Source organism: Streptomyces sp. NPDC091289 (genome assembly GCF_044757365.1).
In the GTDB taxonomy this organism is placed as follows: Bacteria; Actinomycetota; Actinomycetes; order Streptomycetales; family Streptomycetaceae; genus Streptomyces.
Window position 1 is genome coordinate 148,097 of record NZ_JBIVUT010000014.1, and the last position, 24,190, is coordinate 172,286.

Genomic DNA, 24,190 nt, shown 5'->3' on the forward strand with positions numbered 1-24,190 from the left:
TCATCCCTCCGGCGCCTTACAGACAGTCGAGATCCACACCAGGTTGTACAGCCGCGCATCACCATGGGGAAGCCGGCCTTCTCAGCGTGCGCACAGGCGATGCCGAGGTCCGTCATGGGTTCAGCGGCGATGCTGGCCTGCGGGGCCGACGCACCCGTCGTCCCGGCACCGCTGACGGAAGGCACGCGATGAGGAAGCCGAAACCTGGCACGACGTCCGTAGGCCCCGCCTACGAGGGGCGTCCGCTGCCGCATCCGGGGGAGGAGGTCGTCGATCAGGGCCTGGGGTTCGACCTCGGCACACTGCACTCGCGCAGGAAGGTCCTGGGCTTCCTCGGCGGGGTCGGCGGTATGGCCGCTCTGGCGGCGTGCGGCTCGGACTCCACGCCTGCGAACCGCGCCACCGCCTCGGCCTCCTCCTCCGCGTCGGCGGCCTCATCGCTGACCGAGATCCCCGACGAGACCAACGGTCCCTACCCCGCGGACGGAACGAACGGCGTCAACGTTCTGGACAAGGACGGCATCGTCCGCCAGGACATCCGGTCGAGCTTCGGAGACTCCGGCACGACGGCCCGGGGAATCCCCTTCACCTTCGAACTCACCGTGCTGGACATCGTCGAAGGCGGCGGGCCGATGGCCGGCGCGGCCATCTACGCCTGGCAGTGCGACCGGGACGGCAAGTACTCGCTGTACTCCGAAGGGGTCGAGAACGAGAACTACCTCCGCGGCGTACAGGTGGCGGACAGCCGGGGCCGGGTGAAGTTCGTCAGCGTCTTCCCCGCCTGCTACCCAGGACGCTGGCCGCATGTGCACTTTGAGATCTACCCCGGCCTCGACTCCGTCACCGACTACGACAAACGCTTGTCGACCTCACAACTCGCGCTCCCCAAGAAGGCCTGCGACAGCGTCTTCGCCACGGCTGGTTACGAGTCCTCCGTCGAGAACCTCGCCCAGCTCACCCTCAAGACCGACAACGTCTTCGGGGACGACGGCGGTGTCCACCAGCTCGCCGCCACCACCGGCTCACCGGAAGCTGGCTACACGGCGACCCTGACCGTGCCCATCGACACCAGCACCGAGCCCACCGGAGGCGACGCCTCGGGAGGAGGACCGGGAGGAGGGCCGGAAGGAGGGCCGGAAGGCGGGAGCGGCGGAGGCCCGGGAGGGCAGCCGCCCAGCGGTGCCCCGACCGGCGCGCCGCCGTCCGGCGGTCAGCAGTAGCGAGTCGTACCGGGGCTGCCGGGAGTCGCGGCGGCGGAGGTGTTTGGCTGGTTCCGGTGGGCGGGTCAGACTATGGGCGGTCTCCCGCCCGCCGGGCCTCCTCGTTCCTCTCCCGTCAGGAAATCGCCGTGTCCCACGCCTCCGCCGACCCCGGGGCGGGCAGCGCCGTCCCGCGCGCCGGCTCGTACCGCTTCAGCGCGGTCATCAGCCGCATCGCCGATGAGATGGCCGCCCTCGACGACCACGGCAGCCCCGCCGACTACATACCGATGCTCGCCGATGCCGACCCCCGGCGATTCGGCATGGCCGTCGCGGAGCCCGATGGGACCGTCTACGGTGTCGGCGACTGGCGGCAGCCGTTCTCGACGCAGTCCATCACCAAGGTGTTCGCGCTGGCCCTGGCGCTCTCCCTGGACGGCGAGCAGCTCTGGCGGGGCGTGGGCCGTGAGCCCTCGGGCAACCCGTTCAACTCCCTGGTGCAGCTGGAGTACGAGAACGGGATTCCCCGTAACCCGTTCATCAACGCCGGCGCCCTCGTGGTGACCGACCGGCTGCAGTCCCTGACCGGGGACGCGGCCGGCCAGGTGCGGGAGCTGCTGCGCTCGGAGAGCGGCAACCCTGCCATCGACTTCATGCCGGAGGTCGCCGCCTCCGAAGCGGCCTTCGGCGACCGCAACGCCGCGCTGGCCCACTTCATGGCGTCGTACGGCAACATCACGCTCCCGATCCCCGAACTGCTCTCCGCGTACTTCCGGCAGTGCTCCATCGAGGCGTCCTGCGCGGACCTCGCCCTCTCCGCCGGGTTCCTGGCCCGGCACGGGGTCCGCGCCGACGGTTCCGCGCTCTTGACCCGCAGCCAGGCGAAGCAGGTCAACGCGGTGATGCTCACCTGTGGGACGTACGACGCGGCCGGAGAGTTCGCCTATCGGGTCGGGCTGCCGGGCAAGAGCGGTGTCGGCGGCGGGATCATCGCCATCGTGCCCGGTGTGTGCACCCTGTGCGTATGGAGCCCGGGGCTGGACCGGCGGGGCAACTCGGTGGCGGGCGTGTCGGCCCTCGACCGGTTCACCACGCTCACCGGGCTGTCCGTCTTCTGACGTGCCGCCGGGATCACCTGGTCCAGAACTGGCGCGGCAGCTCGCCCGTCTGCTGATCAAGTACGTCGACTCGGTCACGCAGGCGCAGGGCGCCTCCGCCGGCGGCTGACCGCGCGGCCCTGGGCCGTCGGCCGCGAACTGCCGTTGCGGTGTTACGACTTCAAGGCGATGAGGCGGTACATCGGGTCCGGGCGGGCCATGTCCTGGTCCGGCAGTGCGGCGAGTCGTCGGCGCACGTCGGCCACCCGGTCCTGAGGCGCGTGTGCGCACCAGGGAATGTCACCCGCGTCGATCACCTCGCGCCATCTGCGAGGGCTGCGGCCCTGCCCCGTACCGGGGAACACCGTCCGGCCGGCCATGCTCAGCCCCAGCTCCGCCGCCCGGTCGAGCACCCACGTGGACCGGTCGGGCGCCTGGGGTGCGTACCGGCGTCGCAGGTCCGCAGTGGCTTCGCCGATGTCGCTGTCCTCGGTGAAGTACGCGTTGTTCTTGTCGACGGTGGTGATCAGCACCCCGCCGGGCCGCAGCACCCTGGCCGCCTCGGCCAGCACGGGTGCGGGGTCCGGGAGCAGATGCAGCAGCCAGACGATGACGACGGCGTCCACCGTCCTCGGTGCGAAGGGCAGTGCTGTGGCGTCGCCGCGTACGACGCTTCCCGGCAACCGGCGTGCGGCGAGGCCCAGCATGCCGGGCGAACGGTCGACGCCCACCACGGTCCGCTCCGGACGCCGCAGCCGTTCGGTCACGATGCCCGTGCCGCACGCGATGTCCAGGACCGCACAAGGTCCTTGCGGCAGGAGTCGTTCCACCGCGTCCGCTGCCGCCCGGGCCCTCGGTTCGCCACCGCGGGACACGTCGTAGTGCCGGGCCTCGTCGTCGTAATCGAGCATGCTTCCGTCCTGTCCCCGCGCCTCAGCGCCTCGCGTCGCGGTGTCCGGTGGATCCGCCGAGGTGCTCGATCTTCTCGAACGGATACCCCCCCGCCGTCACCATGACCAGACTGTTCGCCACTGTTCGCCCGATTCCGTAGCGCGGGGTCCGTAGCGCGGGGGCCGACTTCACCTCTGCCGGGACCCCGTATCCGGCGGATCTGTCGCCGACCGTGCCCCGGTGCCCGATGTGGTCACTGCGGTGACCTTGTCCCGCGTGGGATGACCATGACGCGGCGGCCCCGCGTATGGCCCGCCTGACTGTCGGCGTGCGCGGCGGCTGCCTCCGCGAGCGCGTAGGACTTCTCGACCGGGATGTGCAGCCTGCCGCGCGAGATGAGCGAGGCGGCCTCGGCCAGCGCGTCCGGCACGCTGCCTGCCACGCCGGAGAAGCGGACGCCGGACTCCGGCGCGTCCAGGTCCGCGATGGTGATCACCTTCCGTGGATCACCGGTCAGTTCGACCAGCTCGCGGATCACGCCCGAGCCCGCCAGGTCGAGCGCCGCGTCGACATGGCCGAGTTCACGCACCCGCTCGACCCAGCCATCGCCGTACGTCGTGGCGAGCGCGCCCAGGTCGCGCAGATAGTCCTGGTTGGCGGCGCCGGCCGTGCCGATGACCCTGATGCTCCGGTCGCGCGCGATCTGCAGGACCGCCGATCCGACCCCGCCGGACGCTCCGCTGACCAGCAGGGTCTGGCCGGGCCGCACGCCGACCTCCCGGATGACGCGCAGGGCGGTCTCCACCACCGACGGGTATCCCGCCGCCTCCTCGAACGTCAGACCCTCGGGCATCCGGGCCCAGGCCGACAGCACGGCGAACTCGGCGTAGGTGCTGGAGCCTTCGCCGAATACGTGGTCGCCGGCCTCCACTCCTTCGACCCCCTCGCCGACCTCGTCCACCACTCCGGCGGCGTCGAGGCCCACTCCTGACGGCAGTTGGGTCGGGTGCGCTCCCAGGACCTGGCCTTCGCGGATGCGCCAGTCGACCGGGTTCACTCCGGCGGCGCGTACGGAGACGCGTATCTCGCCGGGGCCCGCGTGGGGCTCCTCGGCATCTATGAGGCGCAGGACGTCGGGGCCGCCGAACGCGGCGAAGCTCACTTTCTTCATGCCGTCGACCGTAACACTAACCGTTAGGGTTTTGAATCTGTTGTTGTTTTGTATTTGCTAGTGTCAGCGCATGATCGAGCCGCCCGGACGCCGCGAGCGCAAGAAGGCCGCGACCCGCCAGAAGATCGCCGACGCCGCTCTGCGCCTCTTCCTGGAACGCGGCTACGACGACGTCGGCATCCGGGACGTGGCCGCCGAGGCGGACGTCGCCGTGACCACGCTCTTCTCCCACTTCGCGGCGAAGGAGGCGCTGGTCTTCGAGCAGGACCAGGGATTCGAGCGCGGTCTCGTGCGGGCGGTCGCCGACCGGGCGCCGGGTGAGCCGCTGATTCCGGCGCTGCGCCACGAGATCCACGCCCTGGTGCGCCACTGCACGGCGCCCGAGGCCGCCCCGGTCCGGAACCTGATCGAGGCGTCACCGGCGCTGCGGGAGTACGAGGAGTCGATGCGGCTGCGCCACGCGGAGTCGCTGGCCGCCGTCATCGCCGCCGATCTCGGCGTACCGGAGACGTCGACGGCCTGCCGGACCATCGCGAGGTTCGCGATCGACGCCTACTCGCTGGCCCGCGAGGCGGCCGATCCGGAGACCGCGGTGGACGAGATCTTCCGGATGATCGAGGCGGCGTGGGGCGCCTCGCGCCTCGCCTGAGCCGAATCCGCGCGCCACTTCATGTGCGCGTGGCTCGTTAAGGTCGGGTACATGACGACATCCCTTGCCGGCAGTGCCTTCGACTCGCTCCGCCTCGACGCTTTGACGGACCAGGAGGCGCTGCGCCAAGCCTACGAGCTCCCCAGGGACGCGGCGCTGCGCAAGCAGATGACCGAACTCACCGATCAGGCCCGGATGCTGATCGGCTGCTCATCGCTGGTCCTGATCGCCAGCGCGGACGCCGAGGGCAACTGTGACGTCTCCCCGCGTGGCGGGCCCGCCGGGTTCGTCGCCGTCCTGGACGCCTGGACGGTGGCGATACCGGACGCGACCGGCAACAAGCGGCTGGACACCCTGCAGAACGTCATCGCCACCGGACGGGCCGGGCTGCTGTTCGTCATCCCGGGGCGCACCACGACGCTCAGGGTGAACGGCCGGGCTTGCGTCTCGACCCGCCCGGAGCTGCTGTCCCAGCTGACCGCCGTGGGCAAGCCGCCGGCCAGCGCGCTGGTGCTGGGGATCGAGGAGGTCTACCCGCACTGCCCCAAGTCGCTTCTGCGCAGCGGCGCCTGGAAGCCGGAGCAGTGGCTGCCGAAGGACGCACAGCCGACCTCGGCCGAGGTGACACTGGCCCAGCTGCGGATGCCGGAGCTGACGATCGCCGACATCGAGCAGGCGGAGGCGGACTCCCTGAAGTACCGGTACGAGTGAGTGGCTCAGCGTTCGGTGGTGCTGCCGAGCTGCTTGATCTTCTCGAAGGGGTAGGCCCCCACCGTCGCCACGACCAGGCCGTAGGCGGCGAACGCCACCAGCCCCCAGGTGGAGACCGCCTTCCCGCCGTCGCTCAGGATGACGCTCCCGAGGGGCACCAGCGGAGCGAAGCCGAGCATCGCGGCCCCCGTGCACCAGAACGCCACCAGGCTGTTCGCCCGCTCCCGTAGCGCCGGGTCCGACGTCACCTTCGCCGGAACCTCGTATCCGACGGACCTGTCGCCGACCCTGCCCCGGTACCCGACGCGGGCCGCCAGCGAACTGACAACGCCGAGCAGGAGGAAGCAGCCGAAAAGGAACAGATGGGCCATGTGCACCTCGTGGCTTGTCGCCCGCGCCGGGCGGACGCGGACTCCGGGGGACCAGGATGTGCCACATACTCGGGCTCCGGCAGCCCAGGCGGGCACTCGCCTGCCCCCTGACTCGCGGGCCCGCCGGGGCCGCCCGGACCGCCACCCGTCCGGCGTACGCGACAATGGAGCAATGACCACGCTCGCCCCCGCCCTCCCGCAGCTCCGCATCGGCCCGCACACCGTGCAGCCGCCGGTCGTGCTGGCCCCGATGGCCGGCATCACCAACGCCCCGTTCCGGACGCTGTGCCGGGAGTTCTCCGGGGGCAAGGGGCTGTTCGTCAGCGAGATGATCACCACGCGGGCGCTGGTCGAGCGCAACGAGAAGACCATGCAGCTCATCCACTTCGACGCGGCCGAGACGCCGCGCTCGATCCAGCTGTACGGAGTGGACCCGGTCACCGTCGGCAAGGCGGTCCGGATGATCGTCGACGAGAATCTGGCCGACCACATCGACCTGAACTTCGGCTGCCCGGTCCCCAAGGTCACCCGCAAGGGCGGCGGCTCCGCGCTCCCGTACAAGCGGCCCCTGCTGCGTGCCATCCTCCATCAGGCCGTCTCCAACGCCGGTGACCTCCCCGTCACCATCAAGATGCGCAAGGGCATCGACGACGACCACATCACCTTCCTCGACGCGGGCCGCATCGCCGTCGAGGAAGGCGTCACCGCCGTCGCCCTGCACGGCCGCACCGCCGCCCAGCACTACGGCGGCACCGCCGACTGGGACGCCATCGCCCGGCTCAAGGAGCACGTCCCGGAGATTCCCGTCCTCGGCAACGGTGACATCTGGTGCGCCGACGACGCCCTGCGGATGATGCGGGAGACCGGCTGCGACGGGGTGGTGGTCGGGCGCGGGTGCCTGGGGCGGCCCTGGCTCTTCGCCGACCTGGTGAACGCCATGGAGGGGCGTCCGGAACGGCACGCGCCCGCGCTGCGCGAGGTCGCGGACGTCATGGTGCGCCACGCGACGTTGCTGGGGGAGTGGATCGGCGACGAGACCCGTGGCGTGATCGACTTCCGTAAGCACGTGGCCTGGTATCTCAAGGGCTTCGCGGTCGGCTCCGAGATGCGCAAGAAGCTGGCGATCACCTCCTCGCTGGAGGAGCTGAGCGGCCAGCTGCACGAGCTGGACCTCGACCAGTCCTGGCCGGAGGGCGCCGACGGGCCGCGCGGGCGGACCTCGGGCAACAACCGGGTCGTCCTGCCGGACGGCTGGCTGAAGGACCCGTACGACTGCTCGGGCATCAGCGCCGAAGCGGAGCTGGACACCTCCGGCGGCTGAGCCCGTACGCGTTCGACGAGAGCTGAGCCCGTACGCGTCATCGGAGCCGAGCCCGTACGCGTACGCGTACGAGAGCTCAGCCCGTACGTGTACGAGAGGCTCAGCCCGTACGCGTACGGGACAGTCTCAGCCGCCCACGTCCGGGCCCGCCCGCCGCTCCAGCGGGGCCGCCGACGCGGAGTTCATCACGGTGAAGACGACGCTGCCCGCCCGGTAGCGGTCGTCCGTCCACTCGATGGCCCGGCCCGCCGCCGTGTACGTCAGATGCCGCTGCCGCAGCAGCGGGCTGGCCCGGCGCACCCCCAGCAGCCGGGCGTCCTCGCTGCCCGCCGCGACCGCGTCGATCAGGTGCTCGCCGTAGTGCGCCACGATGCCGGCCCGCTCCGCGATGCTGTCCATGATCGAGACGCAGTCCTCGGGCAGCGCGCGGACCACCGGGGCCACCCACTCCGCGTACACCGTCCGCTCGACCATCACCGGCTCGCCGTCCAGGTGTCGCAGGCGCAGTACGTACAGCACCTCGCTGCCCGGGGCGGTGTCCAGGCGGGCCGCCTCCTCGTCGGTCGCGGGGCGGGTGGTGCGGGCCAGGATCCGGCTGGAGACCTCGCAGTCCATTGCCCGCGCCCACTGCGCGAAGCTGTTGAGCTGCTCGAAGCTCTGCCGGCGCTCCTGGCGCAGGACCACCCTGCGGGCCCCCTGCCGGGAGCCGATCAGGCCCTCGGACGCCAGCAGCGCCACCGCCTGGCGGACCGTGCCGCGCGAGACGGACCAGCGGGCGGCGAGCTCGCTCTCGGACGGCAGCCGGGAGCCCGGCGGGCAGACGCCGCCCCGGATCGCCTGTCGCAGCGACTCGGCGATCTCCTCGTAGCGTGAACGGCCCACGCGCCCCCCGTCGGTCGACTGATATGGATCCGTGCTGTGCACAGGGAAGTGTTTGCGCCACGGTCCGGAAACTCACTTTAACGCCCCCTCGGGCCGTCGCCGCGCACGGTCCCGTATCTACCACAACCCCGATATCACCGGCTTTCCTCTTCCTCGGCTCTTGCGGCACCGGACATCGGACGTTAACCGTCCGGACACCTGGGGCGGGCGAACTGATGCCAGCTTGTATGAACAAGTGGCACTCACTTCGCTCCCGGGAGACACACCGTGCGCAGAGCCCGACCCCGCCCCCGTATCCGCGCCAACGGCCGTGCCGTTGCCGCGCTCGCCCTCTCCACCGCCGCCCTCACCGCGCTCACCGCGTGCGGCGCCGCTCCCGAGGAGAAGGCCGCGACCGGGGTGAACGGGGTGAAGTCCACCGAGGCCACCTCGGTCGCCGACTTCGGCGGGCTGGAGGACCTGGTCGCCGCCGCCGAGAAGGAGGGCGAGCTGAACGTCATCGCCCTGCCGCCGGACTGGGCCAACTACGGCGAGGTCATCAAGGCCTTCCAGGCCAAGTACAAGGTCAAGATCAAGAGCGAGACCCCGGACGCCTCCAGCTCCGACGAGATAGCCGCCGTCAAGTCCCGCAAGGGCCAGAAGCGCGCCCCCGACGTCCTCGACCTCGGCATCGCCTTCGCCCGCAGCGGCGCCGCCGAGAACCTCTTCGCCCCGTACAAGGTCACCGCCTGGGACAAGATCCCCGACAGCCAGAAGGACGCGGACGGCCGCTGGTACAACGACTACGGCGGCTATGTCTCCATCGGCTGCGACGCCGCCCGCATCACGACCTGCCCCGAGACCTTCGCCGACCTGCTGAAGCCCGAGTACAAGGGCAAGGTCGCCCTCAACGGCAACCCGACCAAGTCCGGCTCCGCGTTCGGCGGCGTCTACGCGGCCTCCCTCGCCAACAAGGGTTCGTTCGGCGACATCCAGCCCGGCATCGACTTCTTCGGCAAGCTGAAGAAGAGCGGCAACTTCATCCCCGTCGAGTCCACCCCGGCCACCGTCGAGAAGGGCGAGACGCCGATCAGCATCGACTGGGACTACCTGAACGCCGGGTACGCCGACCAGTTCAAGGGCAAGGGCGTCGACTGGAAGGTCTCCGTACCGGCCGACGGCGTCTACGCCCAGTTCTACTCGCAGGCCATCAACAAGGAGGCCCCGCACCCGGCCGCCGCCCGCCTGTGGATGGAGTATCTCTACAGCGCCGAGGGCCAGAACCTCTGGCTCAAGGGCTACGCCCGCCCCGTGCTGCTGCCCGCCATGACCGAGGACGGCACCGCCGACAAGACCTTCGTCGCCAAGCTGCCCCAGGTCGAGGGCACCCCGGCCTTCCCGAGCTCCGAGGAGCTCGACCAGGCCAACGCCACCCTCGCCGAGAACTGGGACAAGGCCGTCTCCTGATGCCCCCTTCCCACCCGACCGCCGCCCCGGGTCCCGGGGCGGCCACCGTGAGCGCCGGCGGCCGCGCCCGCCGCCGGCCGCCCCCCGCCTGGCTCGGCGCGCTCCCGCTGCTCGTCTTCGCCGGGCTCTGCTTCGGACTGCCCGCCGGGGCCCTGCTGTACGGGGCGCTCACCCGCACCGACCCGGTCGCCGGCACCACCGAGCTCACCGGCGAGCATCTGGCGCGCTCGCTCCAGGGGCCCTACCTCACCTCGCTCACCGGCAGCGTCCAACTGTCCGCGCTGACCGCCGCGCTCGCCACCGTGCTCGGGGTGCTGATCGCCCAGGCCGTCGTCACCTCCCGGCGCGGCGCCCTGCGCGGCGCGGTGCTCACCGCCTCCGGGGTGCTCGCCAACTTCGGCGGGATCCCGCTCGCCTTCGCCTTCGTCGCGACCCTCGGCATCTCCGGGGTCGTCACGGAGATCGGGCACCTGGACGCCCTCGGCTGGAACCTCTACTCCTTCACCGGGCTCACCGTCATCTACCTCTACTTCCTCGTTCCGCTCATGGTGCTCGTCGTCGTCCCCGCCCTGGACGGGCTGCGCCCGCAGTGGCAGGAGGCCGCGCTCAACACCGGGGCCTCCACCTGGCAGTTCTGGCGTCACGTCGGACTGCCGGTTCTCGCGCCCTCGCTGCTCGGCGGCTTCGTCCTGCTCTTCGGCAGCGCCTTCGCCGCGCACGCCACGGCCGCCGCGCTGGTCGGCGGCTCCGTCCCGCTGGTCACCCTGAAGATCGCCGACGCGCTCTCGGGCAACGTCCTGGTCGGCCAGGAGAACGTCGCCCTGGCGCTGAGCCTCGACATGATCGTGATCGCCGGACTGGTGATGGCGGTCTACCTGCCCCTCCAGCGACGGAGTTCCCGATGGCTGCGCTGACCCCCCTCTCCACGGACCCGGTATCCACGGCTCCCGTCGCCACCCCGGTGAGGACGGCCCGTCGCCGCCCGCGCTACTGGCGCGGGGCCGTGCTCACCGTCGCCGGGCTGTACTTCCTCACCCCGCTGGTCTCCTCGTTCGTCTTCACCGTCCAGGTGCCCAACCAGGGCATCACCTTCGAGGCGTACAGCGGGATCCTGTCGGCCGAAGGCTTCACCGAGAGCCTGTTCCTCTCGCTCTCCCTCGCCGCCGCCACCATCGCGCTGGCCCTGCTGCTCGTCGTGCCCGCCCTGGTCGCGGTCCGGCTCGGGCCGCCCCGGCTGCGCGCCGTCGTCGAGGTCGTCTGCATGCTGCCGCTGGTGGTGCCACCGATCGCGCTGGTCACCGGGATCGCCACGGTGCTGCGCTGGGGGCCCGACCACTTCTCCCGCACCCCGCTCTACCAGACCTTCCTCGCCGTGCAGAACGAGTCGTTCCCGGTGGTGCTGGTCCTCGCCTACACCGTGCTGGCGCTGCCGTTCGTGCACCGCTCGCTGGACGCCGGACTCCGTGCGGTCGACGTGCCGACGCTGGTGGAGGCGGCCCGGAACTGCGGGGCCGGGCGGCTGTACGTGATCCTCCGCGTCATCCTCCCCAATCTGCGCTCCTCGCTCGCCGGGGCCTCCTTCCTCACCCTGGCGCTGGTGCTCGGCGAGTACACCGTCGCCTCGCTGCTGGGCTTCCGGCCCTTCGCGGTGTGGATCGTCTCCGTCTCCGGTGCCGAGGCCCGGATGTCGGTCGCGGTGTCCCTGCTCAGCCTGCTGATCACCTGGGCCCTGCTGCTCGTCCTCTCCCGCGCCGGAACCGGTTCGTCCGCCGCCGTCTCCGCCGCCCCCACCCCCGTACCCGGCAAGGAGTAGCACCCATGTCAGCCCTGCCAGCCCTGCCAGCCCTGCCAGCCCCGTCCACCGCCGCCGCCCGACGCCCCGACCCGGCGCGGGCCGCGTCGGCCGCCGACGGGCGCGCCGCCACCGGAGCCCGGGTGGAGTTCCGCTCGCTGCGCCGGGCGTTCGGCCCGACCGTGGCCCTCGACGGGCTCGACCTCACCGCCGAACCCGGCGAACTGCTCGCCCTCCTCGGCCCCTCCGGCTGCGGCAAGACCACCGCGCTGCGGGTGCTCGCCGGGTTCGAGCAGCCGGACTCCGGCGAGGTCCTGGTGGACGGCGAGGACATCACCCGCATCCCCGCCAACCGGCGCGACGCCGGGATGGTCTTCCAGTCCTACAGCCTCTTCCCGCACCTGAACGCCCGCGACAACGTGGCCTTCGGCCTGCGCGTACGGAAGGTGTCCACCGCCGAGCGGCACGCCACCGCCGCCGAACTCCTCGACCTGGTCGGGCTGCCCGACCACGGCGGACGCTTCCCGCACCAGATGTCCGGCGGCCAGCAGCAGCGCGTCGCCCTGGCCCGCGCCCTCGCGCTGCGGCCCCGGGTGCTGCTGCTGGACGAACCGCTCTCGGCACTCGATGCCAAGGTGCGGCTCGCGCTCCGCGAGGAGATCCGCCGCCTCCAGCTGTCGCTCGGCATCACCACCATCTTCGTCACCCACGACCAGGAGGAGGCCCTCTCCATGGCCGACCGGGTCGCCGTCCTCAACGCGGGCCGCCTGGAACAGTGCGCACCCCCGGCCGAGCTGTACGAACGCCCCGCCACCGCGTTCGTCGCGGAGTTCGTCGGCACCATGAACCGGCTGCCGGGCCGGCTGACCGGGACCGGCTCGGTCGAGGTCGCGGGTGCCACCCTGCCGGCCGACGGCGAGATCCCGGCGGGCAGCGGGCCCGTCGACGTCCTGATCCGGCCCGAGAACATCCGCGCCGAGGCCGACCCCGAGGGCGCGGCCACCGTCGTCTCCGCCTCCTTCCTCGGCTCGGTCACCCGGGTCCTGCTCGACCTCCCGGACGGCGTCGCGCTCAAGGCCGACCTGCCCTCCCGCGACGCCGCCGACCTGCTGCCCGGCGTACGGGCCCGGGTCACGCCCGTGCCGCGTCCGGTGCTCGTCGTCCCCGCCGCCCCCACCACCCCCGCCGTTCCCGTGACGGACGGGCGGACCGGGAAGGCGGCGGCATGAGCGCGCCCGCCGCCGTGCTCTTCGACATGGACGGCACCCTCGTCGACACCGAGGTGCTGTGGTGGGAGACGGCCGACGAGGTCGCCGCCGGGCTCGGCCACCGGCTCTCCGACGCGGACGCGCCGGAGATCGTCGGCCGGGCCGTCGCGGACACCGCCGCTCATCTGATCGGTGTCACGGGCACGGCGGCCGACGAGCTGGACGGCGTGGCCGCCGAGCTGACCGCGTCCTTCTTCCGCAAGGTCGACGCGGGCGCCCCGCTGCGCCCCGGGGCCGCCGCGCTGCTGGCCGCTCTGGAGCGGTCCGAGGTGCCGTTCGCCCTGGTCAGCGCCTCGCCCCGGAGTGTGGTGGACGCGGTGGTGGCCGGGTCGCTGGCCGGGGCGGACTTCGCCTTCACGCTGTCGGCCGACGACACCGTACGGACCAAGCCGCATCCGGACCCGTACAGGGCGGCGGCGGCCCGGTTCGGCGTCCCGGCCTCGGCCTGCGTGGCCGTCGAGGACTCCCCGGACGGCACCGCATCTGCTCACGCCGCGGGGTGCGCGGTGCTGGTGGTGCCCTCGCTGCTGCCGGTGGAGCCCGCGCGGGGGCGGACCTTCGCCCGTAGCCTGGAAGAGGTCGACCTCGAGGTGCTCGGCGACTGCCTGAGGGGTCCGGAGGCGTCCGGATCCTGAAATCCGGGGTCCGAAACGAGCGTGATTCACGCCACCCTTGATCGGGGTTGCGCTCAGATGAGCGAAATGGAGATGGCTGCACTTCTGGAAGACGTGGCACTCAGTGCCACCCTGCTGGCTTCGAGAAGTGGACTCACTTGGCGAGATAGCCGCTCAAGTGAGCGGGTAGAGTCAAGTTTCGGCCATGTTGTCTTCAGGAGGTGAAGGCAAGAGCTCAGGTGCTTCGGCCGGGCGGCCCTTTCGATCTGCTGGCGGACGGGTGGTTGCGGCCGCATGACGACCAAGTGGACGTACCCATACACCTTCGATCTGGGTATGTTCCTCGCCGTCAGGGCAGCCACCGCGTCCTCGAGGAGTCGAGACCCGTGTCGGAAAACAAAGATCCCCAGAAGTTCGTCTACGACTTCACCGAGGGCAACAAGGATCTGAAGGATCTTCTGGGCGGCAAGGGTGCGAACCTCGCCGAGATGACCAACCTCGGGTTGCCCGTCCCTCCGGGCTTCACGATCACCACCGAGGCCTGCAAGGTCTACCTGGAGAGCGGCGACGCGCCGACCGCGCTGCGCGACGAGGTGAGTGCGCACCTCAAGGCGCTGGAAGAGCGCATGGGCAAGCAGCTCGGCCAGGCCGACGACCCGCTGCTGGTCTCCGTCCGCTCCGGCGCGAAGTTCTCCATGCCCGGCATGATGGACACGGTCCTGAACATCGGTCTCTCCGACGCCTCGGTGGCCGGTCTCGCCACCCAGTCCGGCGACGAGCGCTTCGCCTGGGACTCCTACCGCCGCCTGATCCAGATGTTCGGCAAGACCGTCCTCGGCGTCGACGGCGACCTCTTCGAGGAGGCCCTGGAGGCGGCCAAGCACGCCAAGAAGGTCAGCATCGACACCGACCTCGCCGCGGCCGACCTCAAGAAGCTCGTCAAGCAGTTCAAGAAGATCGTCGAGACCCAGGCCGGACGCGAGTTCCCGCAGGACGCGCGGGAGCAGATGGACCTGGCCATAAACGCGGTCTTCGACTCGTGGAACACCGACCGCGCCAAGCTCTACCGCCGCCAGGAGCGCATCCCCGGCGACCTCGGCACAGCGGTCAACGTCTGCTCGATGGTCTTCGGCAACCTGGGCCCCGACTCCGGTACGGGCGTCGCCTTCACCCGCGACCCGGCCAGCGGCCACCAGGGCGTCTACGGCGACTACCTCCAGAACGCGCAGGGCGAGGACGTCGTCGCCGGTATCCGCAACACGGTGCCGCTCGCCGATCTGGAGTCGATCGACAAGAAGTCGTACGACCAGCTCATGCAGATCATGGAGACGCTGGAGAACCACTACAAGGATCTCTGCGACATCGAGTTCACCATCGAGCGCGGCCAGCTCTGGATGCTCCAGACCCGGGTCGGCAAGCGCACCGCCGGCGCCGCCTTCCGCATCGCCACCCAGCTCGTGGACCAGGGCCTGATCGACGAGGCCGAGGCCCTCCAGCGGGTCAACGGCGCGCAGCTCGCGCAGCTGATGTTCCCGCGCTTCGACGACGAGGCGAAGACCGAGCTGCTCGGCCGCGGCATCGCCGCCTCGCCCGGCGCCGCCGTCGGCAAGGCCGTCTTCGACTCGTACACCGCGATCAAGTGGTCCCGCTCCGGCGAGAAGGTCATCCTGATCCGCCGCGAGACCAACCCCGACGACCTCGAAGGCATGATCGCCGCCGAGGGCATCCTGACCTCGCGCGGCGGCAAGACCTCGCACGCGGCGGTCGTGGCGCGCGGCATGGGCAAGACCTGTGTCTGCGGCGCCGAGGACCTGGAGGTCGACACCAAGCGCCGCCGGATGACGGTCGGCGGCACGGTGATCGAGGAGGGCGACCTCGTCTCCATCGACGGCTCCACCGGCAAGGTCTACCTCGGTGAGGTACCCGTCGTACCGTCGCCGGTCGTCGAGTACTTCGAGGGCCGGATGCACGCCGGGGCCGACGACGCCGACGAGCTGGTCGCCGCCGTGCACCGGATCATGGCGTACGCGGACCGGGTGCGCCGGCTGCGGGTGCGGGCCAACGCCGACAACGCCGAGGACGCGCTGCGCGCCCGCCGCTTCGGCGCCCAGGGCATCGGCCTCTGCCGCACCGAGCACATGTTCCTCGGCGAGCGCCGCGAGATGGTCGAGAAGCTGATCCTGGCGGACACCGACGAGGAGCGCGAGACCGCTCTCGCCGCTCTCCTCCCGCTCCAGAAGGCCGACTTCATCGAGCTGTTCGAGTCGATGGACGGACTGCCCGTCACCGTCCGCCTCCTGGACCCGCCGCTGCACGAGTTCCTCCCCGACATCACCGAGCTGTCGGTGCGCGTCGCGCTCGCCGAGTCCCGCAAGGACGCCAACGAGAACGACCTGCGCCTCCTCCAGGCGGTGCACAAGCTGCACGAGCAGAACCCGATGCTGGGCCTGCGCGGGGTGCGCCTCGGGCTCGTCATCCCCGGCCTGTTCGCCATGCAGGTACGGGCCATCGCCGAGGCGGCCGCCCAGCGCAAGAACGCCAAGGGCGACCCGCGCGCCGAGATCATGATTCCGCTCGTCGGCACGGTCCAGGAGCTGGAGATCGTCCGCGAGGAGGCCGACCGGGTCATCGCCGAGGTCCAGGCGGCCACCGGCACCGACCTCAAGCTGACCATCGGCACCATGATCGAGCTGCCGCGCGCCGCGCTGACGGCGGGCCAGATCGCCGAGGCCGCGCAGTTCTTCTCCTTCGGCACGAACGACCTGACCCAGACGGTGTGGGGCTTCTCCCGCGACGACGTGGAGGCCTCGTTCTTCACCGCGTACCTGGAGAAGGGCATCTTCGGGGTCTCCCCGTTCGAGACGATCGACAAGGACGGCGTCGGCGCGCTGGTCCGCAGCGCCGTCGAGGCCGGCCGGGCCACCCGCCCCGACCTCAAGCTCGGCGTCTGCGGCGAGCACGGCGGCGACCCCGAGTCGGTGCACTTCTTCCACGAGGTGGGCCTGGACTACGTGTCCTGCTCGCCGTTCCGTATCCCGGTCGCCCGTCTCGAGGCCGGCCGGGCCGCAGCCGAGTCCCGGGGCAGTGACAGCCGCTGACCCGGGCTCACCGGTCCGGGGTGCACGAACACCCCGGGCCTCATGGGCAGGGCTGCACGAACAGCCCTGCCCACCGACCATGGCCTCGAAGGCCCACCGAGAAGCGGCGGCACCCTGTGCGGGGGTGCCGCCGCTTCGCCTTGCACAGGCGGGCAAGTGACCGGCGGTAAGGGGACCGGTGCGCCCGGAAGTGACCGGCGGTACGGAAGTGGCGTGCGTGGAAATGACCGGCGGTACGGGGAAGCCGTCAGGAGTGAGCACCGAATGCCGCGCGAAGAATGTGGCGCAGAGCACATTGCTTCGTTTAATGCGCAAAGAAATGCGGGTGGCTGCCCGGTGGACCGGAGTGGGGACCGGGGTGCGGTCCATGGATCCCCACCCATGGACCGCACCCGGCTTACCCCCGTCGGGTACGGAGCCGCACCGTCGCCCACCGCCGCCGAACACACAAAGCCCCCCACGGCCTTCACGTGCTCATCCGGTGGGCACCGGATGCGTACCCGACGTCGTACAGCCTTTCGGGTGAAGCGGAACGGGGCGACACCTTTCACTTCTGGCCGAAACCCCGTGGTGACCTCCTGTGACGGTCCGCATACCCTTCGGTGGGGGCAATTGCGGATGCAACAGGTGGGGGAGTAGTGCTGCGTATCCATGTGTCCAGGCTGGACCTTTCGCGGGTGCGGATGGCCACGAGGCCGGACGCGTTGTGGGAAACCATTCTCAGTTTTCACCGGCTCAGGGACCGGCGTGCTTCGTCGGTGTTCGGGAAATGGCGCACGGAATCCCGGGCTCGGTTGAATGGTGAAGCACAGCTGCTGGCGGCGGTCGTCCCGCCCCGCGGCTATTTCCCGGATTTCCTGACGCCCTCCCAGGAAGGCGCCGAACCTTTCGGGCTCGACGTCGGAATGGAGGCGCTGCGCGACACCCCCGCCGACCGGGTCCAGGCGGAGCTGGAGCTGCTGGCCGCCGGGCGTGTGCGGCAGCGGGCAGACCGGTCGGTCGGTCAGCGGGTGGCGGGATCGGGAAGAACGAGCGCGGCGCTGCCCGCCGCACTCATGGAGGACCGCGCCGAGCCGCTCTCCCGGCTCATCGGGGCCCTCCGCAGCTACCACCACGCGGCCGTCGAGCCCTACTGGCCGCACATCAGGGCCAGCGTCGAGGCGGAGCGCGCCGTCCGCGGCCGGGCCCTGCTGGACGGCGGCGCGGACGGGCTCCTGGCCACCCTGCCGCCGATGATCCGGTGGCGCTCACCCGTGCTGGAGGCGGACTACCCGGTCGACCGCGATCTGCACTTGGACGGGCGCGGGCTGCTGCTCCAGCCGTCCTTCTTCTGCCGGGGCACCCCGGTCGTCTACCGGGACCCGTCGCTCCCGCCGGTGCTCGTCTACCCGGTGACCAACCCCGGCGCCCCGGTCTTCGCCGAGCCGGGCCCCTGGCTCGGCCGGCTCGTCGGGCACACCCGCTCGGCCGTCCTCCAGGCCATCGGCAACGGCTGCACCACCAGCGAGCTCGCCCGCCGGGCCGGAGTGTCGCTGGCCTCCGCCAGCCAGCACGCCTCGGTGCTGCGCGAGGCGGGCCTGGTCCTGACGCTGCGCCACGGCAGCTCGGTCCTGCACACGCTGACCCCGCTCGGCGGCTCCCTGCTGCGGGGCGGCGCCCCGCTCGCCCTGCCCTGAGGGGCTCCCGCCGGGCCTGTCCCCACATCCGTCCGCCGAACGGCGATGAGTTCTGTGCGGCCCCGCCGTCTAACCATCGAAAGCGCCGGACGGACCACCGAGGGCGCCCCGGGACAGAGGAAGAGGAAACGACCATGGCTCAGATGATCTTCGTGAACCTGCCGGTGAAGGACCTGGAGACCACGGTGGGCTTCTTCGGGAAGCTCGGCTTCACGACCAACCCGCAGTTCAGCGACGACAAGACCGCGTGTCTGGTCATCAGCGACACGATCTTCGCGATGCTGATGACGGAGCCGCGCTTCAAGGAGTTCACCAAGAAGGACGTGGTCGACGCGTCGAAGGCGACCGAGGTCATCCTCGCGCTCAGCGCCGACAGCCGCGAGAAGGTCGACGAGCTGGCCGACGCGGCGCTGGCCTCCGGCGGGTTCCCGGCCGGCGAGACGCAGGACATGGGCTTCATGTACGGCCGCTCGTTCCAGGACCCCGACCACCACATCTGGGAGGTCATGTGGATGGACCCGTCCGCCGTCGAGGGCCAGGCCTGACCGAGGGGCGCCCCGGCCGTACGCCGGGCCGGCGCGGCATCCCGCGCCGGCCGGCCCGCCGCCCGCAGGCGCCCCGGCCGCGACCCTTGGCCGAAAACCGCCCTCGGCGGAAGTCGCCCTCGGCCGAAGGGGTCCGCTGCCGAAACCGCCGTCAGCTGCGGAAGGGCCCCTTCACCTCGTACGTGATGCCCCCGGAGGAGCTTCCGCTCGTCCCGCGCTGCGAGGAGAAGTACAGCCGGCCGCCGTCCGGCGAGAACGCGGGCCCGGTGATCTCCGAACCGGACTGGCCGGTGATCCGCAGGAACGGGGCCACCGTGTCGTCCGGCGTGATCAGGCAGATCTCCATGTTCCCGCCGTCCTCCGCGATGTAGAGGTCCCCGGATCCGGACCGGGTGACGTTGTCCACGCCGGTCAGCGGGGCGGTGCCGCCCGTGACCAGCGAGTCGTCGTAGGCGAGCGAGATCGACGAGGCGTTCGCGTCGTACGCCCACACCCGGTTGTCGCCCTTGGTGGTGAACCAGCAGGTGCCCGCCGCGTAGAAGCAGCCCTCACCGCCGTTGAACACCTTCGCCCCGGACACCTGGTGCCGGGTCTGGGTGGAGGAGCCGGCCGGGTCCGGAACGTTCGCCCAGGTCACCGGTCCGGAGGTGGCCGTGCCCGCCACCAGCACCTGCAGCGTGCCGCTCGACAGGTCCCCCCACGTCGTGGGCCGGAAGCGGTAGAAGCGGCCGTCGCTCTCGTCCTCGGTGAGATACACGTAACCGTGGTCCGGGTCGGCGGCGGCCGCCTCGTGCTTGAAACGGCCCATCGCCGGCCGCCGCACCGCCGCGTCCACACCCCACGGGTCGGTCTCGTAGACGTACCCCCGGGTGACCTCCTCGCAGGACAGCCAGGTGTTCCACGGGGTGGCGCCGCCCGCGCAGTTGTTGTTCGTGTCCGCCAGGATCCGGTACGCGGACGTCACCGTCCCCGAGGAGTCGAACCGCACCGCGCTCGCCCCGCCCCCGCTGCTCGGGGACACCTCGGCGTTGGAGACGTAGATCCAGCCCGAGCCGTCGGCGTACGTCGCACCGCCGTCGGGCGCGCTGTGCCAGCGGTAGGAGGTGCCGGGCACGGTCTGCCCGGAACGGGCGACGACACGGCTGGTGAAGCCGCTCGGCAGCTGGATGCCGTCGCTGTTGGCCGCCTGGAGGGCGCCGTACGGGCCGGGGGCCGGCTGGGCCGGGTCGGCGAAGGCGGCGCCCCGCCACAGCGTGCCGCCGAAGGCCGCCGCCGAGCTGCCGATCACCGCGGTGCGCAAGAAGGTCCGACGTTCCACGATCACTCCACGCATGAGTGGGCCCGCCGCTCCGGACGGACCGGCGGGTCGCGCGTCAGGACTGTAGGAGTACGGAGTTGACGGAGCGTCAAGGGAAGGTGAACGGGCGGCGGAGGGCTTGCGCAGGCCGCGCGCCCCTCAAGATCCCCCCCCGCGGTCAGTCCGCCCGTACGGAGAACACCGGTACCGCCGCCTCCTCGTCGTCCAGGCACGCCCCCGTCGCCAGGTCGAAGCGCTGCTTCAGCAGCGGCGAGGCCACGAACGGCCGCCCGCCCGCGGAGCCGAGCAGCCCGCGCGAGAGGACGTACGCCCCCGTGAACGGGTCCCGGTTGCCGATCGCGTACACCTGGCCGGCCCGGTCCATGAAGACGGCCGCCTGGTCCCCGTCCGGCAGCAGCACCGCCACCCCCCGCCCGGGGGTCAGCAGCCCCCGCTCGCACACCGTCAGCCAGGTCTTTCCGTGGGCGAGCCGGACGGATCCGGTGCCCCGCGCTGTCGTGATCGTCGCCATGGCCATCAGGATGCGGTCCCTTCGAGGGTGCGGACGGCGAGGACGGGTCCCGCGAGCAGTTCCAGATCGGGCTTGATCTGGTCCCGTTCCGGAACGAACCTCACCGAGGGGTCGGGGGCGTCGGGGGCATTGACGAAGGTGACGAACCGGCGCAGCCGCTCCGGGTCGTCGATGGTCTCCGCCCACTCGTCGCGATAGCCCGCGACATGGTCGGCCATCAGCCGCTCCAGCTCCTCGCAGAGGCCCAGCGAGTCGTGCACCACCACGTCCCGGACGTGGTCCAGGCCGCCGTCGATCCGCTCCAGCCACGCCGAGGTGCGCTCGAGACGGTCGGCGGTGCGGATGTAGAACATCAGGAACCGGTCGATGAGCCGGACCAGCTCGGCGTCCGAGAGATCCTGCGCCAGCAGGTCCGCATGGCGCGGGGTAGCCCCGCCGTTGCCGCCGACGTACAGATTCCAGCCCTGGGCGGTGGCGATGATCCCGAAGTCCTTGCCCCGGGCCTCCGCGCACTCGCGGGCGCAGCCGGAGACCGCCGACTTCAGCTTGTGCGGGGAGCGCAGGCCCCGGTAGCGCAGCTCCAGATCGATCGCCATCTTCACCGAGTCCTGCACGCCGTAGCGGCACCAGGTCTGCCCCACACAGGACTTCACCGTGCGCAGCGACTTCCCGTACGCGTGCCCGGACTCGAAGCCCGCGTCCACCAGCCGGGTCCAGATCAGCGGCAGTTGGTCGACGCGGGCGCCGAAGAGGTCGATGCGCTGGCCGCCGGTGATCTTCGTGTAGAGGCCGAAGTCCCGGGCCACCTCGCCGATGACGATGAGCTTCTCCGGGGTGATCTCACCGCCGGGGATGCGCGGCACGATCGAGTACGACCCGTTGCGCTGGAGGTTGGCCAGGAAGTGGTCGTTGGTGTCCTGGAGCGCGGCCTGCTCGCCGTCCAGCACATAGCCGCTCGCGCCGACCGTGGGGGCCAGCGAGGCGATGACCGAGCCGACCGTCGGCTTGCAGACCTCGCAGCCGTCCCCGCCGCGTGCCTCCTCGCGGCCGTGCGAGTCGAGCAGGGCGGTGAAGGAGGTGACCTCCAGGGTGCGGACGATCTCGTACAGCTCGCTGCGGCTGTACGGGAAGCAGCCGCACAGCCCCGCGTCCTCGGGCGGCGGCATCAGCTGCCCGATCACCTTCAGGCAACTGCCGCAGCCCGTACCGGCCTTGGTGCACTTCTTCACCTCGGGCAGGGCGCTGTGCTCGCAGATCGCGCCCTTGGTCACGTTGTGGCAGGAGCAGATCACCGCCTCGTCGGGCAGTGCGGAGGGGCCGAGGGCCACCGGGCCGCCCGCCCCGGCCGGCAGCACCAGCTGCTCGGGGGCGACCGGCAGCACCGTGCCCGTCATCGGCCGCAGCATGCCGTACTGGTCCGCGTCCCCGACCAGCACCCCGCCCAGCAGGGTCCCGTCCGGCCCGATCACCAGCTTCTTGTAGACGCCCGACCGGGCGTCGGAGTAGACGACGTCGAGCGACCCCTCGGCCGCCCCGTGCGCGTCGCCGAACGAGGCCACGTCCACACCGAGCAGCTTCAGCTTCGTCGACAGGTCCGCCCCGGTGAACGCGGAGCGCCCGCCCGCGATGACCTCGGCCGCCGCCAGGGCCATCTCGTAGCCCGGCGCGACCAGCCCGTACACCCGGCCGTCGGCGGCCAGTGCGCACTCGCCGATCGCGAACACCGCCGGGTCCGAGGTCCGGCACTCCTCGTCCACGACGATCCCGCCGCGTTCCCCGACCGCCAGACCGCACTCCCGGGCCAGTTGGTCCCGGGGCCGGACGCCCGCCGAGAAGACGACGAGATCGACGTCGAGCGAGGAGCCGTCGGAGAGGGCCATCCCGGTCACCGCGCCGTCCGCGCCCGCCAGGACCTCCTGCGTACCGACCCCCGTGTGCACGGCGAGCCCCATGTCCTCGATGGTGCGGAGCAGCGCCGCGCCGCCGCCCTCGTCCACCTGGACCGGCATCAGCCGGGGTGCGAACTCCACCACATGGGTGGACAGCCCGAGCCCCTTCAGCGCCCCGGCCGCCTCCAGACCGAGGAGCCCGCCGCCCACCACCGCACCGGTCGCCGCGCCCTTCGCGTACTCCTCGATCGCGAGCAGGTCCTCGATGGTCCGGTACACGAAGCAGCCCCGGGCGTCCTTCCCCGGCACCGGCGGCACGAAGGGGTACGAACCCGTCGCCAGCACCAGCGTGTCGTACGGGAACACCGCCCCGGACCGCGCGGTCACCGTCCGCCCCGCCCGGTCGACGCTCTCCGCCGGGTCGCCGACGTACAGCTCGATGCCGTGCCGGTCCATGAAGTCCGGCTCCACCAGCGAGAGCTCCTCGGGGCCGCGCCCGTCGAAGTACGAGGTGAGCCGCACCCGGTCGTAGGCGGGCCGGGGCTCCTCGCAGAGCACGACGACCCGGGCGACGCCGGCCGCCGGGGTCAGCCCGCGGTCGGCGAGGGCCTCCAGGAACCGCTGGCCGACCATGCCGTGCCCGACGACCACGATCGTCGGAACGGCGGTGTGCGCCAGGGAGTTCGGGGTGCTGTTCGAGGCGGCGGCGGTGGTACGCGGCTCGAAGGTGGGCTCCGGCATCTCAGTGGCCTCCGTCGGTTGTCCTCATGCCCCGAGCCTGGGCGAGGGGTGTTACCCGGCCGCATCCCGCCTGTTTCCCGGGCGGAACCTTGCGCTCAGCGGCCGGGCAGGGGCCCTGTGAGGGACCGGTTGAGGAGGCATGGGCGACAGGCGTCTAATGTCGGTTCGTGCCTGACATAACCCTGACGACCCTGATCCTTCTCTGCCTCGCCGCGGCCGCCGCGGGCTGGATCGACGCGGTGGTGGGCGGCGGCGGACTGCTGCTCCTGCCCGCGCTGCTGCTCGGCCTGCCGCACGTCTCGGCGGCCCATGTCCTCGGCACCAACAAGGCCGTCGCGATCGTGGGCACCTCGGGCGCCGCGGTCACCTTCCTGCGCAAGGCCCCGGTGCGGGTGGGGCTGGCGGTGCGGGTCGGCCTGATGGCGGTCGCCGGGTCGATGGCCGGGGCGTTCTTCGCCGCCGGGATCAGCAGCGAGGCGCTCCGGCCGGTGATCATGGTCGTGCTGCTCGGGGTCGCGGCCTTCGTGATGCTGCGCCCGTCCTTCGGCACGGCCGCGGCCGGCGACGGCACGGACCGGCCGGTCACCCGGGCCCGGATCGTCACCGCGATCGTGCTGGTCGGCGGCGGGATCGGCTTCTACGACGGGCTGTTCGGGCCGGGCACCGGCACCTTCCTGGTGCTGGCCCTGACCGCCGTGCTCCACCTGGACCTCGTGACCGCGTCGGCCACCGCGAAGATCGTCAACGTGTGCACCAACGCGGGGGCGCTCGCGATGTTCGCGTACCAGGGCACGGTGCTGTGGCAGCTCGCGGCCGTGATGGCCGTCTTCAACCTGGCGGGCGGGATGATCGGGGCCCGGATGGCGCTGAGCCGGGGGAGCGGCTTCGTCCGGGCGGTGCTGCTGACGGTGGTGTTCTCGCTGGTCGCCAAGCTCGGGTTCGACCAGTGGAACGCGTAGCGCTTCCGGGCGGTGTGTTCAGCGCACGCCGGTGAGGTCAG

At 71.4% G+C, this 24,190-nt stretch carries 21 protein-coding genes; 14 read left to right on the plus strand and 7 right to left on the minus strand.

Features of this window, described 5'->3' with window-relative positions; all coding sequences use genetic code 11:
* The first annotated feature begins 188 nt into the window (after positions 1-188).
* Entirely contained in the window at positions 189-1,220 is a 1,032-nt protein-coding gene (locus ACIQPT_RS20315; RefSeq protein ID WP_401157268.1) for a 3,4-dioxygenase subunit beta, read from the plus strand.
* Positions 1,221-1,348: 128 nt separating this feature from the next.
* A complete protein-coding gene (locus tag ACIQPT_RS20320; protein ID WP_401157269.1) occupies positions 1,349-2,317 on the plus strand; it encodes a glutaminase in 969 nt (322 codons plus the stop codon).
* A gap of 152 nt (positions 2,318-2,469) precedes the next feature.
* Here the strand turns inward: ACIQPT_RS20320 and ACIQPT_RS20325 are convergent, their stop codons facing one another.
* On the minus strand, positions 2,470-3,207 hold the full coding sequence (locus ACIQPT_RS20325; RefSeq protein WP_401157270.1) for a class I SAM-dependent methyltransferase: 738 nt from the start codon (positions 3,205-3,207) through the stop codon (positions 2,470-2,472).
* A gap of 233 nt (positions 3,208-3,440) precedes the next feature.
* Positions 3,441-4,358, minus strand: a complete 918-nt coding sequence (locus ACIQPT_RS20330) for an NADP-dependent oxidoreductase (protein WP_401157271.1) — start codon at positions 4,356-4,358, stop codon at positions 3,441-3,443.
* 70 nt (positions 4,359-4,428) lie between these two features.
* Here ACIQPT_RS20330 and ACIQPT_RS20335 point away from each other — a divergent pair, with 70 nt between their 5' ends.
* Positions 4,429-5,007 (plus strand): TetR/AcrR family transcriptional regulator, encoded by a 579-nt coding sequence (locus ACIQPT_RS20335; protein ID WP_401157272.1) that lies wholly within the window; start codon positions 4,429-4,431, stop codon positions 5,005-5,007.
* A gap of 51 nt (positions 5,008-5,058) precedes the next feature.
* Complete coding sequence (locus ACIQPT_RS20340) at positions 5,059-5,718, plus strand: MSMEG_1061 family FMN-dependent PPOX-type flavoprotein (protein WP_401157273.1); 660 nt, start codon at positions 5,059-5,061, stop codon at positions 5,716-5,718.
* Between the two features lie 5 nt (positions 5,719-5,723).
* Here ACIQPT_RS20340 and ACIQPT_RS20345 read toward each other — a convergent pair whose 3' ends face one another.
* Complete coding sequence (locus tag ACIQPT_RS20345; protein WP_401157274.1) at positions 5,724-6,089, minus strand: hypothetical protein; 366 nt, start codon at positions 6,087-6,089, stop codon at positions 5,724-5,726.
* 172 nt (positions 6,090-6,261) lie between these two features.
* Here ACIQPT_RS20345 and dusB point away from each other — a divergent pair, with 172 nt between their 5' ends.
* A complete protein-coding gene (dusB, locus tag ACIQPT_RS20350; protein ID WP_401157275.1) occupies positions 6,262-7,410 on the plus strand; it encodes a tRNA dihydrouridine synthase DusB in 1,149 nt (382 codons plus the stop codon).
* 126 nt (positions 7,411-7,536) lie between these two features.
* On the opposite strand, the gene ACIQPT_RS20355 is transcribed toward dusB, so the two are convergent.
* Entirely contained in the window at positions 7,537-8,292 is a 756-nt protein-coding gene (locus ACIQPT_RS20355) for a GntR family transcriptional regulator (RefSeq protein WP_401157276.1), read from the minus strand.
* Between the two features lie 267 nt (positions 8,293-8,559).
* Between ACIQPT_RS20355 and ACIQPT_RS20360 the strand changes: the two genes are divergently transcribed.
* From ACIQPT_RS20360 to ACIQPT_RS20395, 8 genes are all read left to right on the plus strand, one after another.
* Positions 8,560-9,738, plus strand: a complete 1,179-nt coding sequence (locus tag ACIQPT_RS20360) for an ABC transporter substrate-binding protein (protein WP_401157277.1) — start codon at positions 8,560-8,562, stop codon at positions 9,736-9,738.
* Positions 9,738-10,652 carry an ABC transporter permease gene (locus ACIQPT_RS20365; RefSeq protein ID WP_401157278.1) on the plus strand — a complete coding sequence of 305 codons (915 nt, stop codon included), beginning with the start codon at positions 9,738-9,740 and terminating at the stop codon, positions 10,650-10,652. The genes ACIQPT_RS20360 and ACIQPT_RS20365 overlap by 1 nt, the downstream gene beginning before the upstream one ends.
* Positions 10,640-11,551, plus strand: coding sequence for an ABC transporter permease (locus ACIQPT_RS20370; RefSeq protein WP_401157279.1), 912 nt, complete (start codon positions 10,640-10,642; stop codon positions 11,549-11,551). Before ACIQPT_RS20365 ends, ACIQPT_RS20370 begins: the two co-directional genes overlap by 13 nt.
* A gap of 5 nt (positions 11,552-11,556) precedes the next feature.
* Positions 11,557-12,759, plus strand: a complete 1,203-nt coding sequence (locus tag ACIQPT_RS20375; protein WP_401157280.1) for an ABC transporter ATP-binding protein — start codon at positions 11,557-11,559, stop codon at positions 12,757-12,759.
* Positions 12,756-13,433 (plus strand): HAD family hydrolase, encoded by a 678-nt coding sequence (locus ACIQPT_RS20380; protein WP_401157281.1) that lies wholly within the window; start codon positions 12,756-12,758, stop codon positions 13,431-13,433. Before ACIQPT_RS20375 ends, ACIQPT_RS20380 begins: the two co-directional genes overlap by 4 nt.
* 365 nt (positions 13,434-13,798) lie before the next feature.
* Positions 13,799-16,510, plus strand: coding sequence for a pyruvate, phosphate dikinase (gene ppdK / locus ACIQPT_RS20385; RefSeq protein ID WP_401157282.1), 2,712 nt, complete (start codon positions 13,799-13,801; stop codon positions 16,508-16,510).
* A 638-nt stretch (positions 16,511-17,148) separates the two neighbouring features.
* Positions 17,149-18,186, plus strand: coding sequence for an ArsR/SmtB family transcription factor (locus ACIQPT_RS20390; protein WP_401157283.1), 1,038 nt, complete (start codon positions 17,149-17,151; stop codon positions 18,184-18,186).
* Between the two features lie 134 nt (positions 18,187-18,320).
* Positions 18,321-18,731: a VOC family protein gene (locus ACIQPT_RS20395; RefSeq protein WP_401157284.1), complete on the plus strand. Its 411-nt coding sequence runs from the start codon at positions 18,321-18,323 to the stop codon at positions 18,729-18,731.
* A gap of 151 nt (positions 18,732-18,882) precedes the next feature.
* On the opposite strand, the gene ACIQPT_RS20400 is transcribed toward ACIQPT_RS20395, so the two are convergent.
* From ACIQPT_RS20400 to nirB, 3 genes are all read right to left on the minus strand, one after another.
* Positions 18,883-20,049 carry an alkaline phosphatase PhoX gene (locus ACIQPT_RS20400; RefSeq protein ID WP_401157285.1) on the minus strand — a complete coding sequence of 389 codons (1,167 nt, stop codon included), beginning with the start codon at positions 20,047-20,049 and terminating at the stop codon, positions 18,883-18,885.
* A 157-nt stretch (positions 20,050-20,206) separates the two neighbouring features.
* Positions 20,207-20,566, minus strand: a complete 360-nt coding sequence (gene nirD / locus ACIQPT_RS20405; RefSeq protein ID WP_401157286.1) for a nitrite reductase small subunit NirD — start codon at positions 20,564-20,566, stop codon at positions 20,207-20,209.
* Entirely contained in the window at positions 20,566-23,190 is a 2,625-nt protein-coding gene (nirB, locus tag ACIQPT_RS20410; protein WP_401157287.1) for a nitrite reductase large subunit NirB, read from the minus strand. Before nirB ends, nirD begins: the two co-directional genes overlap by 1 nt.
* A gap of 167 nt (positions 23,191-23,357) precedes the next feature.
* On the opposite strand from nirB, the gene ACIQPT_RS20415 reads away from it, so the two are divergent.
* Entirely contained in the window at positions 23,358-24,149 is a 792-nt protein-coding gene (locus ACIQPT_RS20415; RefSeq protein ID WP_401157288.1) for a TSUP family transporter, read from the plus strand.
* Positions 24,150-24,190 lie beyond the last annotated feature (41 nt).